This window comes from Herbaspirillum sp., from assembly GCF_017744395.1.
In the GTDB taxonomy this organism is placed as follows: Bacteria; Pseudomonadota; Gammaproteobacteria; order Burkholderiales; family Burkholderiaceae_D; genus Herbaspirillum.
In genome coordinates, this window is the sequence record NZ_JAGIBI010000008.1 from 34,198 (window position 1) to 50,446 (window position 16,249).

12 protein-coding genes are annotated in these 16,249 nt (G+C 65.2%); 6 read left to right on the top strand and 6 right to left on the bottom strand.

The window, feature by feature from the left end:
• Nucleotides 1-228: 228 nt before the first annotated feature.
• Nucleotides 229-2,340 (top strand): polyphosphate kinase 1, encoded by a 2,112-nt coding sequence (ppk1, locus tag J7548_RS18390; RefSeq protein WP_290977456.1) that lies wholly within the window; start codon nt 229-231, stop codon nt 2,338-2,340.
• Nucleotides 2,341-2,388: 48 nt separating this feature from the next.
• Nucleotides 2,389-2,868, top strand: coding sequence for a histidine phosphatase family protein (locus J7548_RS18395; RefSeq protein WP_290977458.1), 480 nt, complete (start codon nt 2,389-2,391; stop codon nt 2,866-2,868).
• 114 nt (nt 2,869-2,982) lie between these two features.
• On the opposite strand, the gene J7548_RS18400 is transcribed toward J7548_RS18395, so the two are convergent.
• The 5 genes from J7548_RS18400 to J7548_RS18420 form a co-directional block, all read right to left on the bottom strand.
• A complete protein-coding gene (locus J7548_RS18400) occupies nt 2,983-4,728 on the bottom strand; it encodes a methyl-accepting chemotaxis protein (RefSeq protein ID WP_290977460.1) in 1,746 nt (581 codons plus the stop codon).
• 348 nt (nt 4,729-5,076) lie between these two features.
• A complete protein-coding gene (locus tag J7548_RS18405) occupies nt 5,077-6,798 on the bottom strand; it encodes a methyl-accepting chemotaxis protein (protein ID WP_290977461.1) in 1,722 nt (573 codons plus the stop codon).
• A gap of 456 nt (nt 6,799-7,254) precedes the next feature.
• Nucleotides 7,255-8,304: a glycosyltransferase family 1 protein gene (locus J7548_RS18410; protein ID WP_290977463.1), complete on the bottom strand. Its 1,050-nt coding sequence runs from the start codon at nt 8,302-8,304 to the stop codon at nt 7,255-7,257.
• Between the two features lie 28 nt (nt 8,305-8,332).
• Nucleotides 8,333-9,211 (bottom strand): UDP-2,3-diacylglucosamine diphosphatase, encoded by an 879-nt coding sequence (locus J7548_RS18415; protein ID WP_290977465.1) that lies wholly within the window; start codon nt 9,209-9,211, stop codon nt 8,333-8,335.
• Nucleotides 9,208-9,975 carry a GNAT family N-acyltransferase gene (locus J7548_RS18420; protein WP_290977467.1) on the bottom strand — a complete coding sequence of 256 codons (768 nt, stop codon included), beginning with the start codon at nt 9,973-9,975 and terminating at the stop codon, nt 9,208-9,210. Before J7548_RS18420 ends, J7548_RS18415 begins: the two co-directional genes overlap by 4 nt.
• 230 nt (nt 9,976-10,205) lie before the next feature.
• Between J7548_RS18420 and J7548_RS18425 the strand changes: the two genes are divergently transcribed.
• Both J7548_RS18425 and J7548_RS18430 read left to right on the top strand, forming a co-directional pair.
• Nucleotides 10,206-10,988 carry a 3-hydroxybutyrate dehydrogenase gene (locus J7548_RS18425; RefSeq protein ID WP_290977469.1) on the top strand — a complete coding sequence of 261 codons (783 nt, stop codon included), beginning with the start codon at nt 10,206-10,208 and terminating at the stop codon, nt 10,986-10,988.
• A gap of 129 nt (nt 10,989-11,117) precedes the next feature.
• The gene (locus tag J7548_RS18430) at nt 11,118-11,873 is read left to right on the top strand and encodes an AraC family transcriptional regulator (RefSeq protein ID WP_290977471.1); all 756 of its coding nucleotides are present in this window, start codon (nt 11,118-11,120) and stop codon (nt 11,871-11,873) included.
• Between the two features lie 79 nt (nt 11,874-11,952).
• Here the strand turns inward: J7548_RS18430 and katG are convergent, their stop codons facing one another.
• Nucleotides 11,953-14,133, bottom strand: a complete 2,181-nt coding sequence (katG, locus tag J7548_RS18435) for a catalase/peroxidase HPI (RefSeq protein ID WP_290977473.1) — start codon at nt 14,131-14,133, stop codon at nt 11,953-11,955.
• Between the two features lie 165 nt (nt 14,134-14,298).
• Between katG and J7548_RS18440 the strand changes: the two genes are divergently transcribed.
• Together J7548_RS18440 and J7548_RS18445 are read left to right on the top strand one after the other, a co-directional pair.
• Nucleotides 14,299-15,519, top strand: coding sequence for a helix-turn-helix domain-containing protein (locus J7548_RS18440; RefSeq protein WP_290977475.1), 1,221 nt, complete (start codon nt 14,299-14,301; stop codon nt 15,517-15,519).
• A gap of 59 nt (nt 15,520-15,578) precedes the next feature.
• Nucleotides 15,579-16,229, top strand: a complete 651-nt coding sequence (locus J7548_RS18445) for a hypothetical protein (RefSeq protein ID WP_290977477.1) — start codon at nt 15,579-15,581, stop codon at nt 16,227-16,229.
• Nucleotides 16,230-16,249: the final 20 nt, after the last annotated feature.

The following is a 16,249-nucleotide window of genomic DNA, read 5'->3' on the forward strand; positions in this document are numbered from 1 at the left end:
CCGGCTGGAAAAGGCATTCCGGCAGTCGGAACAAGGTCTGTAGCCCAGCGCAGGCTTGACTGGAGAAGATAATAAAAAGACATTTCCCATTGGAAATAACACTACGGCAACAGATGCCGCCGCCCCCTCCCTGTAAATTCTGTGACAAATAGCCGGGAAAGTTGTCATAAACTCGTCATACATCCTAAATACACTGCCCGGAAAACAAGGATGGACAGGGAACATTGAATGACCAGAAAAGCAAAACCGGAAACCAGAGACCTGCCTGAACTTCCTCCGCATACGATCTACCTCAATCGCGAACTGTCGCAGTTGGCGTTCAACCGCCGCGTGCTGGCCCAGGCCGAAGACGCCACCGTGCCGCTGCTGGAACGGCTGCGTTACTTGTGCATCTGCAGCAGCAACCTCGACGAATTCTTCGAAGTGCGCATCGCCAGCCTGCTGGCCAACCGGATCGAGGGCGAGAACATCGACCCGCCCGAACTGCGCGCCGCGCTGGAACACACCAGCGCCGAATGCCACCGCATCGTGTCGCGCCAGTACCAGGTGCTCAACGAAGAGATCCTGCCGCAACTGGCCGCCAACGGCATCCACCTGCTGCGCCACGAAGACCGCAACGAAGCCCAGCGCGCCTGGGTCAAGGGCTATTTCGAACAGAACGTGCGCCCGCTGCTCACGCCGATCGGCCTCGACCCGGCGCACCCGTTCCCGCAGGTGGTCAACAAGAGCCTGAACTTCATCATCGAACTGTCCGGCAAGGACGCCTTCGGGCGCGGCACCGGCGTGGTCATCGTCAAGGCGCCGCGCGTGCTGCCGCGCGTGATCCGGCTGCCGGACCACTTGTCGCCCAAGGGCGCGGCGTCGTTCTGCCTGCTCTCCTCGGTCATCCACGCCCATATTTCCGAACTGTTCCCGGGGCGCGAAATCACCGCGTATTCGCAATTCCGCGTCACCCGCAACAGCGACCTGTGGGTCGACGAAGAGGAAGTGAAGAACCTGCGCCAGGCGCTGGAGACGGAATTGCAAAGCCGCCAGTTCGGCGTGGCCGTGCGGCTGGAAGTGGCCAGCAACTGCCCCGAGCACCTGGCCCAGTTCCTGCTGAACCAGTTCAACATCGAGCGCAACCGCCTGTACGCGGTCGAAGGGCCGGTGAACATGGTGCGCCTGGGCGAGATCGTCAACCTGGTGGGCAAGCCGGAACTGCGCTTCCCGCCCTTCTCGCCCACCCTGCCGCACCTGCTGATCAGCGAAAACATCTTCCGGGTGCTGGACAAGAAGGACGTGCTGCTGCACCACCCCTTCCAGTCGTTCCAGCCGGTGGTGGACTTCATCCGCACCGCCGCGCACGACCAGGACGTGGTGGCGATCAAGCAGACCATCTACCGCACCGGCATGAACTCGGACCTGATGGAGGCCCTGATCTACGCCGCCCAGCACGGCAAGGAAGTGACCGTGATCGTGGAACTGATGGCGCGCTTCGACGAAGAGGCCAACATTAACTGGGCGGTCAAGCTGGAACAGGCCGGCGCCCAGGTGGTATACGGCGTGGTCGGCCTGAAGACGCACGCCAAGCTGGCGCTGGTGATCCGCCGCGAGGAGCGCGGCCTGCGCTTCTACGCCCACCTCGGCACCGGCAACTACCATCCCAACACCACCAAGTTCTACACCGACTTCGGCCTGCTGACCTCGCACCGGGAAATCACCGCCGAGGTCAACGAGGTGTTCATCCACCTGACCAGCCTGACCAAACCGCGCAGCCTGTCGCGCCTGTGGCTGGCGCCGTTCTCGCTGCAAAAGGAAATCATCCGCGCCATCCGCAACGAGGCGCAGATCGCCCGCGAAGGCCGCCCTGCGCGCATCATCGCCAAGATGAACGCGCTGCTGGACGAGTCGGTGATCCGCGCGCTGTATGCGGCCTCCAGCGACGGCGTGAAGATCGACCTGATCGTGCGCGGCGCCTGCGCGCTGCGCCCGGGCGTGCCGGGACTGTCGGAAAACATCAAGGTACGCTCCATCATCGGCCGCTACCTGGAACACTCGCGCATCTATTACTTCCGCAACGACCTGGCGCACGATGTGTACCTGGCCAGCGCCGACTGGATGAACCGCAATCTGTTCCGCCGCATCGAAGTCGCCTTCCCGGTGCTGGACAAGGCGCTGAAGAAACGCGTGATCGCCGAGGGGCTCAACCCCTACCTCAAAGACAACACCAACTCCTGGCATCTCGACGCCAACGGCGCCTACACCCTGAAGAAGGCGCGCAACAAGCACCACACCTTCAGCGCCCAGCAGCACCTGATGACTACCCTCGGCATTCCCGCCGCACTACCGGAAGAATGACATCCCCGATCTTGCGCAGGGCATGCGCCAAACCGACAGGAGCCTGACATGGATTTGATTTTGTGGCGGCACGCGGAAGCGGAACTGGGCGAGCCCGACGAAGGCCGCGCCCTGACGCCGAAAGGACACAAGCAGGCCGGCAAGATCGCCGACTGGCTCGACCGCAACCTGCCGGAAAGCTGCCGCATCCTGGTCAGCCCGGCCACCCGCACGCTGCAGACGGTCGAAGCGCTGGGCCGCAAGTACAAGGTGCATCCCGAACTGGCGCCCGACAAATCGGCCGCGGACCTGCTGCGCGCGGCCAACTGGCCCGACAGCCGGGAACCGGTGCTCATCATCGGCCACCAGCCGACCCTGGGCCTGGTGGCTTCGCAACTGATCTGCGGCCAGCCGCAGGAATGGTCGCTGCGCAAGGCCAACGTCTGGTGGATCGCCCAGCGCGAACGCGGCGACATCACCACCAACTACCTCAAGGCCGTCATCGCGCCGGAACTGATCGCCAGTTCCGGCAAGCACCCTCCGCGCTGATACTGGCACTGACTCTGACGCTACGCCAGCCTGCAAATAAAACGGCCCGGTCATTCACTGACCGGGCCGTTTCGCATGATGGGCTGATTGCCCGGCGTGACCTTGAACAAGCTTTTAGAAGGTTTCCCATTCGTCGCCATCGTCCGACGGCGGCACTTTGCGCGGCGCAGGCTTGGCGGGCGCCGCATCGGCCTTCGGCGCCGGCTTGTGCGCCAGCTTGGGCGCCGGGGCGGCGGCCGCCCGCACCGGTTGCGGCTTGACTACCACGGGGGCTGCCGCAAGCGGCGGCGCTGCATAGGTGCGCAACGCTTCGGCATCGCCGATGCGGAAGATCGACACTTCCTGCATCAGGTTCTGCGCCTGCTGTTCCAGCGCCTTGGCGGCGGCGCTGGCCTGCTCCACCAGCGCGGCGTTCTGCTGGGTGGCCTCATCCATCTGCGTGACCGCGCGCGACACCTGGTCGATGCCGGCGCTCTGCTCGCTGGAGGCGGAGGAGATCTCGCCCATGATGTCGGTCACGCGCTGCACCGCGTTGATCACCTCGCTCATGGTGGCGCCGGCCTGGCCGGCCAGCTCGGAGCCGGCTTGCACCCGGTCCACCGACAGCATGATCAGGTCCTTGATCTCCTTGGCGGCGCTGGAAGAGCGTTGCGCCAGTGCGCGCACTTCCGAAGCCACCACCGCGAAGCCGCGGCCCTGCTCGCCGGCGCGGGCCGCTTCCACCGCCGCGTTCAGCGCCAGGATGTTGGTCTGGAACGCGATGCCGTCGATGATGCTGACGATGTCGGTGATCTTGGTGGAGCTCTCGCGGATTTCTTCCATGGTCTGCACCACGCGGCCGACCACGGCATTGCCGTCGGACGCGATGGTCGAGGCGTTGACCGCCAGCGTCGAGGCCTGGCGGGCGTTGTCGGCATTGTGCTTGACGGTGCTGGTCAGCTCTTCCATGCTGGAAGCGGTCTCTTCCAGCGAGGCCGCCTGCTGTTCGGTGCGCGAAGACAGGTCGAGGTTGCCCGCGGCGATCTCGCGGGTGGCGGTGGCGATCGCATCGCTGCCGCTGCGCACCGCGCGCACGGTGCGCGACAGGTTTTCCTGCATATGCGACAGCCCATCGAGCAGCTGCCCCATCTCGTTTTTCGAATGCACATGCACCGGCTGGGTCAGGTCGCCGGCGGCGATCGCCTCGAAATGCTTGAGCGCGCGGCGCATCGGCTCGGCGATGGCGCGCCGCAGCGACAGCCAGCTATACAGCGCCAGCAACAGCCCCAGCACGATCGCCGCGATGGAGAAAGTGCGCGAGGCCTCATAACGGCCGCTGGATGCGGCCAGGCTGGCGGCAGCCTGCTCGCTTTCATATTTGCTCAGCGCCTGGCCGTCACCCTGCATGGCGGTGTAGATGGTGCCGACCACGCGCGCCTGGTCGCCGATGGCCTTGCGGTCACCGGTCTTGATGACCTCGGCGAACTTGGCCAGCGCCTCCTCGGTCTTGTCGATGCCCTCCGAGACCTTCTTCACCAGCGCCCGGCCTTCTTCGGTCCGCTGCGGCAATGCGGTGTACTTGCTCCACCAGTTCAGCGCTTCCTTGCGGCTGTTGGCATCCATGCCGTACATGCGCTCGGCCCAGGCCGGATCGTCGGTCAGCGCGGCCTGGTCCAGCGAGGTGCGCTGGCGGCCGATCCAGATCAGGACATTGTCGGCGGCGACGGTCTTGGGAAGGCGCTCCTCGCCCAGTTGCTGGTTGATGCCGACGGCGGCCGACATGCCGAGCAGACCCGATAGCCCGATGGCGACCAGCAGCAGCGAAAGGATGAGGATGGCGATGGCGAGTCGCGCTTTGATGGATATATTTTTGAAGGACATAAGGCTGTGTTCCGGTGGATGAGCTCAGGGCGTGGCGCGGAAATCGCCAGGGCAGCCCCATCGCCATCCCGCGCACCCGCTTCTCTGTGGCGGGTTGCTCCCGGAACGGATATGGACAAGTCCTGGCCAGGCGCGCTCTTCGCATACGGCATCGATGGCAAGAGGCGCTCCCGACGACTATATCTTAACGGCAACATTTGAAGAATCTTCAGCTCGCTGGCAAAAACGGCCGGAATAAAAAAGCGCTGCGGCCGAAGGCTTGCAGCGCTTTCAATATTCGTTGACTGCGAGTCAACTTTCACATCTTCGCGGGCATGCCGCGGCTTGTTTTTTTGCCATCAAGGAGGATCAGAACTCCTCAAACTCGTCGTCGCTGGCCATCTGCTTCGATTTGCGGGCCGATGCGGCAGCCGGCAAGCCGGCAACCGGCTGGACGACCGGCCTGGCCGCCACATCGATCGCCGCCGGCGTATTGATCGTACGCGCCGGCATGGACGCCAGCGGCGCCGCGGCGGCTTCCGGGGCGCCCAGCTTCAGCTTGAACACGGAGACCGCGCGGGCCAGCGCGTCGGACTGCTCCTGCAGGCTCTCGGCCGCCGCTGCCGCCTGCTCCACCAGGGCGGCGTTCTGCTGGGTGATCTCGTCGATCTGCGTGATCGCATTGTTGACCTCGGCGATGCCCGCGCTCTGCTCCTGGCTGGCGGCGGTGATTTCGCCCATGATGTCGGCCACATGCTTGACCGAGGTGACGATCTCGTTCATGGTCGCGCCGGCCTCGTCGACCAGCTTGCCGCCGGCATCGACCTTGCCCACCGAATCGTCGATCAGGACCTTGATCTCCTTGGCCGCGGTCGCCGAACGCTGGGCCAGCGAACGCACTTCCGACGCCACCACCGCGAAGCCGCGGCCCTGCTCGCCGGCGCGCGCGGCTTCCACCGCCGCATTCAACGCCAGGATGTTGGTCTGGAAGGCGATGCCGTCGATCACGCCGATGATGTCGACGATCTTGCGCGAGCTCTCCTTGATCGAGCCCATGGTATCGACCACATCGCCCACCACGCGCCCGCCCTTGGTGGCGAAGTCCGAGGCCGACAGCACCAGCTGGTTAGCCTGGCGCGCGTTCTCGGCGTTTTGCTGCACGGTCGAGGTCAGCTGCTCCATCGAGCTGGCGGTTTCCTCCAGGCTGGAAGCCTGCGACTCGGTACGGTTGGACAGGTCGACGTTGCCGCGCGCGATCTCATGCGAGGCCACGGCGATGATGGCCGCGCTTTCCTTGACTTCGTTCAGGGTGGCGGCCAGGTTGGACTGCATCGCCCCCAGCGCATTGACCAGCGTGGCCGCCTCGTCGCGGCCGTCGTCATGGAAGTCTTGCGTCAGGTCGCCGCCGGAGATGGTCTCGGCGATGTTGCCGGCGCGCCGCAACGGGTTGATGATCGAGCGGGTGATCACGAACGTGAAGAACACCCCCAGGCCCAGCGTCAGTACGCCGATCACCAGCATGCCGATCTGCGCCTTGCGGTAGCTTTCCTTGGCGTCGGCATGGGCGGCGTTCATGTCATCCTTCTGGTAGACCGCCAGCGCGGCCACGCTGGCCATCCATTTTTCATGGGCCGGCAGGAAATCGCTCTTGAGCAGTTGCGCCGCGTCGAAATAATTGCCGCTGCCGACCTGCCCGCGGATGGTTTCGACGATCGGGAACAGCTTCTTGCGCTCGGCCACCGCCGCATCCAGCAGCTCCTTGCCGCGGCCGCTGCTCGACAGCGCCGTCAGTTGCCCTTCGAAACCGTTATAGGCTTGCAGGATCTTGCCCAGGCGCTCGTTCTCGGCCGTACCTTCGGCGGCGTCGGTGGGCGTGACCACCTTGCGCAGCGCCAGCGCCAGTTCGCTGCCGGCCTCGCGCATGTTCATCGCGGTGGTCATGCCGGCCACCTTCTTGTCGATCACGTATTCGCTGCTGGCTTCCAGTTCGGCCATGCGCCACAGGCCGATCAGGAGAACCGCCGTCGCGCACAAAAGGATGAGGCAAAAGCCGAAGGCCAGGCGCGTGCCAATCTTGAGATTCTGGATCATGAATGTGTTCTTCCCTGTTAGAACAGCAACTGTATTTCAGACATCGGCCCGGCGCTGACACGCCGGCGCGCCCTTATATCTATTTATTACCCCATACATGCCGACCAGCATGATTCATGCCTGCGCCCCGCCATCGCGCGTGCGGCATGAACCAAGGCATGCGACAACAGGCGGCAAACCGTAAACCGGCGGCCGCGCAGCGAGCATCTTGTTTTTGTCTGATTGATTTAGCCGGAACACAGCCTCGTGGCGATGTGCGCCGTTGCCAACGGCAAACGGCATGTTCTTATGGTGAACCGACGTGCCGCATCTTAGAAGAGGCGCCGACAGCCAGCAAATGCTTTGTCGGCATGCGGTCATGTGACTTTTGCATAGTTTGCGCACTGCGGAAAACGTGCCCCGTATGAGGGCACGCCGCTTCCCATCACGGCTCCTGGCGAGCCGCGATGGGGCAGTTCAGTGCGATTCGCGCACCGGCTTGATGGCCGCCACCTTGCGCTGCCCCGGAAGATGCACATGGTGCAGGTGCTGCAGGAACTGCTGCGTGGCCGACTCCCACGAGCGGCGCTCGGCGTGCGAGCGCACCACTTCCTTGTCGAGCTTGAGCGCCTGCAGGCAGGCCTGCTTCAGGTCGTTCTTGAGCACCCCGGAAACGCCGTTGTCGACCACGTCGATCGGTCCCTCCACCGGATAGGCCGCGACCGGGATGCCGCATGCCATCGCCTCCAGCAGCACCAGGCCGAAGGTATCGGTCTTGCTGGGGAAGACGAAGGCATCGGCGCAATTGTAGTAGGCCGGCAGTTCGTCATGCCCCTTGGCGCCGAGGAAACGCACCTTGGGGTAGCGCTGCGACAGCTCTTCATACTGCGGGCCGTCGCCCACCACCCACTTGGTGCCGGGCAGGTCGAGCTTGAGGAAGGCTTCGATGTTCTTTTCCACCGCCACCCGGCCGACATACAGGAACAGCGGGCGCTCGATGCAGGCATGGTCTTCTGCCGCCGGCCGGAAGTGCGCCGTATCGACGCCGCGCCCCCACAGCACGACATTGCGGAAGCCCTGCTCCTCCAGCGCCAGCTTCATCGCCGGGGTAGGCACCATCACCGCCTGCGAACGGCCGTGGAACCAGCGCAGCAGGCGATAGGTGATGGCCCGCGGCAGCAGCTTGCGGGCCGCCAGGTATTCCGGGAAACGGGTGTGGTAGGCGGTGGTGAAGTTGAGCTTGCGGCGTATGCAATAGCGCCGCGCCGCCAACCCCATCGGCCCCTCGGTGGCGATGTGGATGCAATCGGGCTGGAAGCTTTCCAGCGCCTCGGCGATGCGCGCATAAGGCTGGTAGGCCAGGCGGATTTCCGGGTAGGTGGGGCAAGCGAAGGTACGGAAGTCGCGCGGCGAGAGCAGCAGCACTTCATGCCCGGCCGCGCGCAGGCAGCGCACGGTGGATCGCAGGGTGTTGACGACGCCGTTGACCTGGGGTTCGCCGGCGTCGCTGATGATGGCAATGCGCATAAAACTTGATACGTGTGAAAGGTGCTGTTCAGGCAAGGGCCAGATCCCTGGCCGCGGCCTTGGCTTTGCCGGCTTTCTTGAGCTGCATGATTTCCTGCCACGACACCAGGCGCAGCTCGCCGCTGGGCTCTTCGACCAGCGCCGACAGGCTTTCCACCCAGTCGCCGTCGTTGCAGTAAGTCACGCCGCCGATGTCGCGGATCTCCGGCTTGTGGATGTGGCCGCAGATGACGCCGTCCAGGCCCTTCTTCTTGGCCTCGTCGGCCAGCGCGTCTTCGAACGAGGAAATGTAGTTGACCGCGTTCTTGACCTTGGACTTCAGGTATTGCGAGAGCGACCAGTACGGCAGGCCTGCCCGCGCGCGCCAGCTGTTGAACCACTGGTTGAACTTGAGGATCATGGTGTAGAGCGAATCGCCCACATACGCCAGCCACTTGGCGCAGGCGATGACGCCGTCGAAGCGGTCGCCGTGCAGCACCAGCATGCGGCGGCCGTCGGCGGTGACGTGCACCAGCTCGTCGCGGATCTTGATGCCGCCGAAGTCGAGGTCGATGAACTGGCGGATCACTTCGTCATGGTTGCCCGGCACGAAGATGACGTTGGTACCCTTCTTGGCTTTCTTGAGCACGGTCTGCACCACGTTGTTGTGGCTCTGCTCCCAGTACCAGCGGCGCTTCAGTTGCCAGCCGTCGATGATGTCGCCGACCAGGTAGAGCGTCTCGGATTCGGTGGCGCGCAGGAACTCCAGCAGGCGCTCGGCCTGGCAACCGGTGGTGCCGAGGTGGATGTCGGAAATCCAGATGGTGCGAAAGCGCAGCGGATCGCGCTTTTCGTCGCCGTCTGCCACATCGCCGGTATTTCCAAACAGGCCGTGGGCATCGTCCATGAACTGTTCGCGTGGCTTCATGCGGTCCTCGTTTCCTTCAGGTAGTGGCGGGCGTAGCGGTTGTCCAGCTTGGACAGCGGCAGCAGCAGGAAGAAATCGGCCGAGTGGAAATCGGGATCCCATGCCGGTTCGCCGCACACCCATGCGCCGCTGCGCAGGTAGCCCTTCAACAGCGGCGGCACTTGCGGCTCGTGGCCCGGCTCGCGGTCTTGCAGCGGGAACGGCAGGTGCGGCGCGACGCGGTAGTCGGGCGGCGCCATGTTCTTTTCGGCGAACGCGTGGTACAGCGCGGCGGCGTTGTGGCCGCCGTCGGCCAGGCTGACGCTGGCGCAGCCCATCAGGTATTCGCAGCGCTCCTTGCGCATGTAGGCGGCCAGGCCGGCCCACAGCATCATGATCACGCCGCCGCTGCGGTAGTCGGGGTGGATGCAGGCGCGGCCGGCTTCGGCGATCACGCCGCGGATGTTGTCCAGGCGCGAGAGATCGAACTCCTGCTCCGAATAGAACTTGCCGGCGCGGCGCGCGCCGTGCGGGCTGAGCACGCGGTAGGTGCCGACCACGCTCAGGGTCTTGGTATCGCGCACGATCAGGTGATCGCAGTAGTTGTCGAACTCATCCTTGTCGAGGCCTTCGGCATTGGCCAGCGCCGACAGGTTCATCGCTTCGATGAAGACTTTGTAACGCAAGCGCTGCACTTCACGCACTTCTTCCGGGGTGCTCGCGAGGCTCAAGCTCAGCTTGGAAAAACTCGGATTGGCATCGGCAGGAATGGTAAGCAGTCTCATGCATCGTCCTTTATTAAGTCATGGGATAACGCTGCACAGACTAACGATGGATTATTTCAGCCACATGACGTTTGCGGCGACTTTGGCGGCGCAACAACATCGCCGCGCACGGCGTTACAATTGGCGGGTTCAGGCCTGCCGGCAGCCGTTTCGAAGGCGCTGCCCAGGTTGTCAGTACGATGTCAGTTTCGCTTCGCCATACCATCAACTTGAACCACCAAAGGAAACCTATGCAACTCAAGGATAAAGTCGCCCTGATCACCGGTTCGGCCAGCGGCATCGGCAAGGAAATCGCCCAGGAATACGCCCGCCAGGGCGCCAAGGTGGTGATCGCCGACCTCGCGCTGGATGCGGCCCGCGCCGCCGCCGATGAAATCACCAAGGCCGGCGGCACCGCCATGGCCGTGGCCATGAACGTGACCGACGAAGCGCAGGTCGACCAGGGCGTGGCCGACGCCGTCGCCGCCTACGGCGGGCTGGATGTGCTGATCAGCAATGCCGGCATCCAGATCATCAGCCCGGTGGTCGAGCTCTCGCTGGAGAACTGGCGCAAGATGCTGGCGATCCACCTGGACGGCGCCTTCCTGACCACGCGCGCGGCGATGAAGGCGATGATCAAGCAAGGCCGCGGCGGCTCCATCATCTACATGGGTTCGGTGCACTCGCACCTGGCCTCGCCGCTGAAGGCGCCCTACGTCACCGCCAAGCACGGCCTGCTGGGCCTGGCCAAGGTGGTGGCCAAGGAAGGCGCCAAGGACAAGATCCGCTCCAACGTCATCTGCCCCGGCTTCGTGCGTACTCCGCTGGTGGAAAAGCAGATCCCCGAGCAGGCCAAGGAATTCGGCATCAGCGAAGACGACGTGATCAAGAAGATCATGCTCAAGGACACCGTCGACGGCGAGTTCACCACCACCCAGGACGTGGCCCAGACCGCCGTGTTCCTGGCCGCCTTCCCGACCAATGCGCTGACCGGCCAGTCGGTGGTGGTCAGCCACGGCTGGCATATGCAATAAGCCGGCAGGCATCCTCCGCACCGGCAAGCCGCCCCATGTGGGCGGCTTTGTCTTTGCGCGATCGGCTATCATGGCTGCTGCTTGTCCCTTGCCACCGCTCCCGCTTGTTGACGAATTGCCATGCCCGCAATGTCATCCGATCACCTTCATGCTTTCCGGCCACAGGCCGAACTGCACCTGCGCAGCTACCGCGCGGAAACGCTCACGCACAGCCATGATTTTCCGCAAATGGTGCTGCCGGTGGCGGGACGGATCGAACTCGACATCGCCGGACGCCAGGGCATGGCCGACGCCGCCAACGGCGCCTTCGTCGAGCCCCATGCCCGGCATGCCACCAGCGCTCCCTGCGACAACAGCGTGATCATCCTCGACCTGGCGCCATCGATGGTAAGCGCCGAACTGATGGAGCGCCTGGCGCGGCGCCCTTTCATCCCGCTATCGAGGGCAGCCGGCAAGCTGGTCGATTTCATGGCGCTGACGATGGCGCAGCAGACAATCCCGGCGCCATTGCAGCATTGGCTGCCATTGCTGCTCGATACGTTGGCCAATACTGCGCCGCGCCCGCATTCGCGGCTGCATGTCTTGATGGCGAAGATCGAAGCCGAACCCGGCCTGGCATGGTCGGTGGCCGACATGGCGGCGGCCGCGGCGATCAGCCCGAGCCGCCTGCATGAATGGTTCCAGCAGGAAGCCGGCGCCTCGCCCCGCGCCTGGCTGGCCGAAGTGCGCATGCGGCGCGCCTGCGAACTGCTGCGCGCGAGCGCCCTGCCCCTGGCCGAGATCGCACAGCGCTGCGGCTACAGCGACCAGAGTGCCCTCACCAACGCCATGCGCAAGCTGCGCGACACCACGCCTGCCGCCTATCGGCGCGCGGCAGCCGCATGAAAAAAGCGGCGCATCTTTGACGATGCGCCGCTTTTTCCATCACGGGGAAACTCCCCCCGTTACCTGACACGCCCTAACATTACTTCAGATCGAAACGATCCAGGTTCATCACCTTGGTCCATGCCGCCACGAAGTCCTGCACGAACTTGGCCTGGGCGTCGGCGCCTGCATAGACTTCGGCCAACGCGCGCAGCACCGAATGCGAACCGAACACCAGGTCGACCCGCGAAGCGCTCCACTTCACCGCGCCGGTCTTGCGGTCGCGCCCTTCGAAGGCGGTGGCCGCCGGCGTTGTCGGTTTCCATTCGGTGGCCATGTCCAGCAGGTTGACGAAGAAGTCATTGCTGAGCACGCCGGGGCGCTGCGTGAAGACGCCGTCCTTGCTGCCGCCGACGTTGGCGCCGAGCACGCGCAGGCCGCCCACCAGCACCGTCATTTCGGGCGCGGTTAATGTCAGCAACTGCGCACGGTCGATCAGCAGGTCTTCGGCGCGCACCGCGAAACTGCTCTTCAGGAAGTTGCGGAAACCGTCATATACCGGCTCCAGCGGTTCGAACGAGGCGACATCGGTCTGCGCTTCGCTGGCGTCGGTGCGGCCGGGCGCGAACGGCACGGTGATGTTCTGCCCCGCATCCTTGGCCGCCTTTTCGACCGCGGCGCTGCCGGCCAGCACGATCAGGTCGGCCAGCGACACCTTCTTGCCGCCGCCCTGGGCGTTGAAATCGGCCTGGATGGCTTCCAGCGCCTTCAGCACCTTGGCCAGTTGCTGCGGCTGGTTCACCGCCCAATCCTTCTGCGGCGCCAGGCGGATGCGGGCGCCGTTGGCGCCGCCGCGCTTGTCGCCACCGCGGAAGGTCGAGGCCGAGGCCCAGGCGGTGGACACCAGTTCCGCCACGCTCAAACCGGAAGCCAATACCTTGGCCTTCAATGCCGCCACGTCCTGCGCGTCGATCTGCGCGTAGTCGGCCTTGGGCAGCGGATCCTGCCAGATCAGTTCTTCGGCCGGCACTTCCGGGCCGAGGTAGCGGGCGCGCGGGCCCATGTCGCGGTGGGTCAGCTTGAACCAGGCGCGGGCGAAGGCGTCGGCGAACTGCTCGGGATGCGCCAGGAAACGGCGCGAGATCTTTTCATACGCCGGGTCGAAGCGCAACGACAGGTCGGTGGTCAGCATGGTCGGCAAACGCTTGCCGTTGCCTTGCGGATCGGGGATGACCGCCGCCGCGTCCTTGGCCACCCACTGGTGGGCGCCGGCCGGGCTCTTGGTCAGTTCCCATTCGTAGTTGAACAGGTTCTCGAAGAAGTAGTTGCTCCACTGCGCCGGGGTCTGGGTCCAGGTCACTTCCAGGCCGCTGGTGATGGCGTCGCGGCCCACGCCGCTGGCGAAGCTGCTGTGCCAGCCCAGGCCCTGCTGCTCCAGGCCCGCGCCTTCCGGTTCGACGCCGACGTGCTTGGCATCGCCCGCGCCGTGGGTCTTGCCGAAGGTGTGACCGCCGGCGATCAGCGCCACGGTCTCTTCGTCGTCCATCGCCATGCGGGCGAAGGTTTCGCGGATGTCATGCGCGGCGGCCAACGGATCAGGATTGCCGTTGGGACCTTCCGGGTTGACGTAGATCAGGCCCATCTGCACCGCGGCCAGCGGGTTTTCCAGGTTGCGGCCAGGAGCCCCCTTGCCGTAGCGGTCGTCGCCGCCCAGCCAGGTGGTCTCGGTACCCCAGTAGACGTCGAGGTCCGGTTCCCACACGTCTTCGCGGCCGCCGGCGAAACCGAAGGTCTTGAAGCCCATGGTTTCCAGGGCGACGTTGCCGGTCAAGATCAGCAGGTCGGCCCAGGAGATCTTGTTGCCGTATTTCTGCTTGATCGGCCACAGCAGGCGGCGCGCCTTGTCCAGGTTGCCGTTGTCGGGCCAACTGTTCAACGGCGCGAAACGCTGCTGGCCGCGCCCGGCGCCGCCGCGGCCGTCACCGATGCGATAGGTGCCGGCGCTGTGCCAGGCCATGCGGATGAACAGCGGGCCATAGTGGCCGAAATCGGCCGGCCACCAGTCCTGCGAATCGGTCATCAATTGGGCCAGGTCTTTCTTGAGCGCGGCCAGGTCGAGGCTCTTGAAGGCTTCGGCGTAATCGAAGCCGGCGTCCATGGGGTTGGACTTCGACGAATGCTGGGCCAGCAGGTCCAGCCGCAACTGCTTGGGCCACCAGTCACGATTGCTGGTGCCGCTGCCGGCGGCGTGGTTGAAAGGGCATTTGGCTTCGTTTGACATTGCGATTCTCTCCTCGTGATAGACCCAACTCGAGTCAGTGGTTCAACATGTCGATTAATATAAATCATCAAAAACTATTTGTTGATTGTCTTTTTAAATCAAAGCATTCGAGTTTCCCAATGCACCGCTGACGACACCTTCCATGCGCAGTGTATTCTGCACGCCATGGATTCGCTAATCTCTGCCGCCGCGCGCGCCCTGGCCATCGGCGATGCGCTGGGTGCATTGCAACATGTCGCCCTGCGCGAAGACCCGCCGGCACTCGCCTTGCGCGGCATCGCCATGGCCCAGCTGGGCGAGCATGGATTGGCCCGCGGCTTGCTGCGCCGGGCCGCGCGCGGCTTCGGCGCCCGCGAGGAACTGGCGCGCGCCCGCTGCATCGTGGCCGAAGCCGAGGTGGCGCTGGCCGAGCGCGACTTTGCCGGTTCGCCGCGCGCGCTCAACAGCGCGCTGGCCACGCTGGAAGCGCATGCCGACCATGCCAACGCGTCGCAGGCGCGGCTGGTGGCCGCCCGCAAGTTGCTGCTGCTGGGCCAGTTGCAGCAGGCCGGGGCCATGCTGGCGCTGCTCCCCGCCGATGGATTGCCGCCGCCGCTGGCGGCGCTGGCGGCCTTGCTCAAGGCCGAACTGGACTTGCGCTCGTGGCGCATTCCGGCCGCGCGCACGGCATTTGCGCAAGCGCGGGAGGCGGCGGCCCGTTCGGGCATCGCCGCGCTGTCGGCCGAGGTCGAAGAAGCGCGCACCGTGCTGGAACATCCGGCCGCCAGGCGGCTGGCCCCGTGGGGAGAGCAGGCATTGCGCATCGATGAAGTCGCCGCCCTGCACGCCTCGGATGCGCTGGTCATCGACGCTTGCCGCCATAGCCTTGGCGCCGGCGCGGCCCGGCAATCGCTGGCGCGCCGCCCGGTACTGTTTGCCCTGGCGCAAGCGCTGGCGGCGGCATGGCCCGGCGACGTTACGCGTGAAGCCCTGATCGAGCGCGCCTTCCGCACCCGCGCGCCGGATGAAACGCACCGCGCCCGCCTGCGGGTAGAAATCGGCCGGTTGCGCGCGCTCGCCAAAGGGCTGGCGCGTATCGATGCGACCCCGCAAGGCTTTGTCCTCAAGCCTGAAGACGGACGCGAACTGGTATTGCTGGCGCCGCCCATCGACGGCGACCAGTCCGAACTGCTGGCACTGCTGGCCGATGGCGCGGCCTGGTCGACCTCGGCCCTGGCGCTTGCCCTCGGCGCCAGCCAGCGCACCGTGCAGCGTGCCCTGGCCGAGCTGGAAGCGCAGCGCCGCGTGCGCTCCATCGGGCGCGCACGCACCCAGCGCTGGCTGGCGCCGCCGCTGGCCGGATTCACGACAATCTTGTTACTCCCTGCCCCGCCGGCCATGGGATAAAGTTCTTTCACGGCGCCGCTATCCGGTGCAGATGAACCAACCGAAAACGAGGAGTGACGATGAACAGCAAGCAAGCATCCGCCGTGCAAGCCGCCGAGATCGTGCGCGAATACGGCCCCTTCCCCGATGTCGACGCCGTGCATGGCGTGACCTGGGACGGCAAGCGCATCTGGGCCGCCAGCGGCGCCGGGCTGGTCGCCATCGATCCCGGCAGCGGCGCACCGGCCAAGGTGCTGCCCTGCCCCTGCGACGCCGGCACCGCCTTCGACGGCACCTATCTCTACCAGATCGCCGAACGGCGCATCGACAAGATCGACCCGACCAGCGGCGCCGTGCTGGCCTCCATTCCCGCCCCCGGCAACGGTTCCGATTCCGGCATGACCTGGGCCGAAGGCAGCCTGTGGGTGGGCCAGTACCGCGACCGCAAGATCCACCGCATCGATCCGCAAACCGGCGCCATCCTGCGCACCATCGAATCCAACCGCTTCGTCACCGGCGTGACCTGGGTCGACGGCCAACTGTGGCACGGCACCTGGGAAGGAGACGACAGCAGCATCCGCCGCATCGATCCCGACAACGGCGCCATGCTGCAAGAGCTGCACATGCCGACCGGCACCGGAGTCAGCGGCCTCGAATCGGACGGCGCCGACCTGTTCTACTGCGGCGGCGGCAGCACCGGCAAGGTACGCGCCGTACGCCGGCCGAAGTAATCACGCGGGCACGCGCCCGC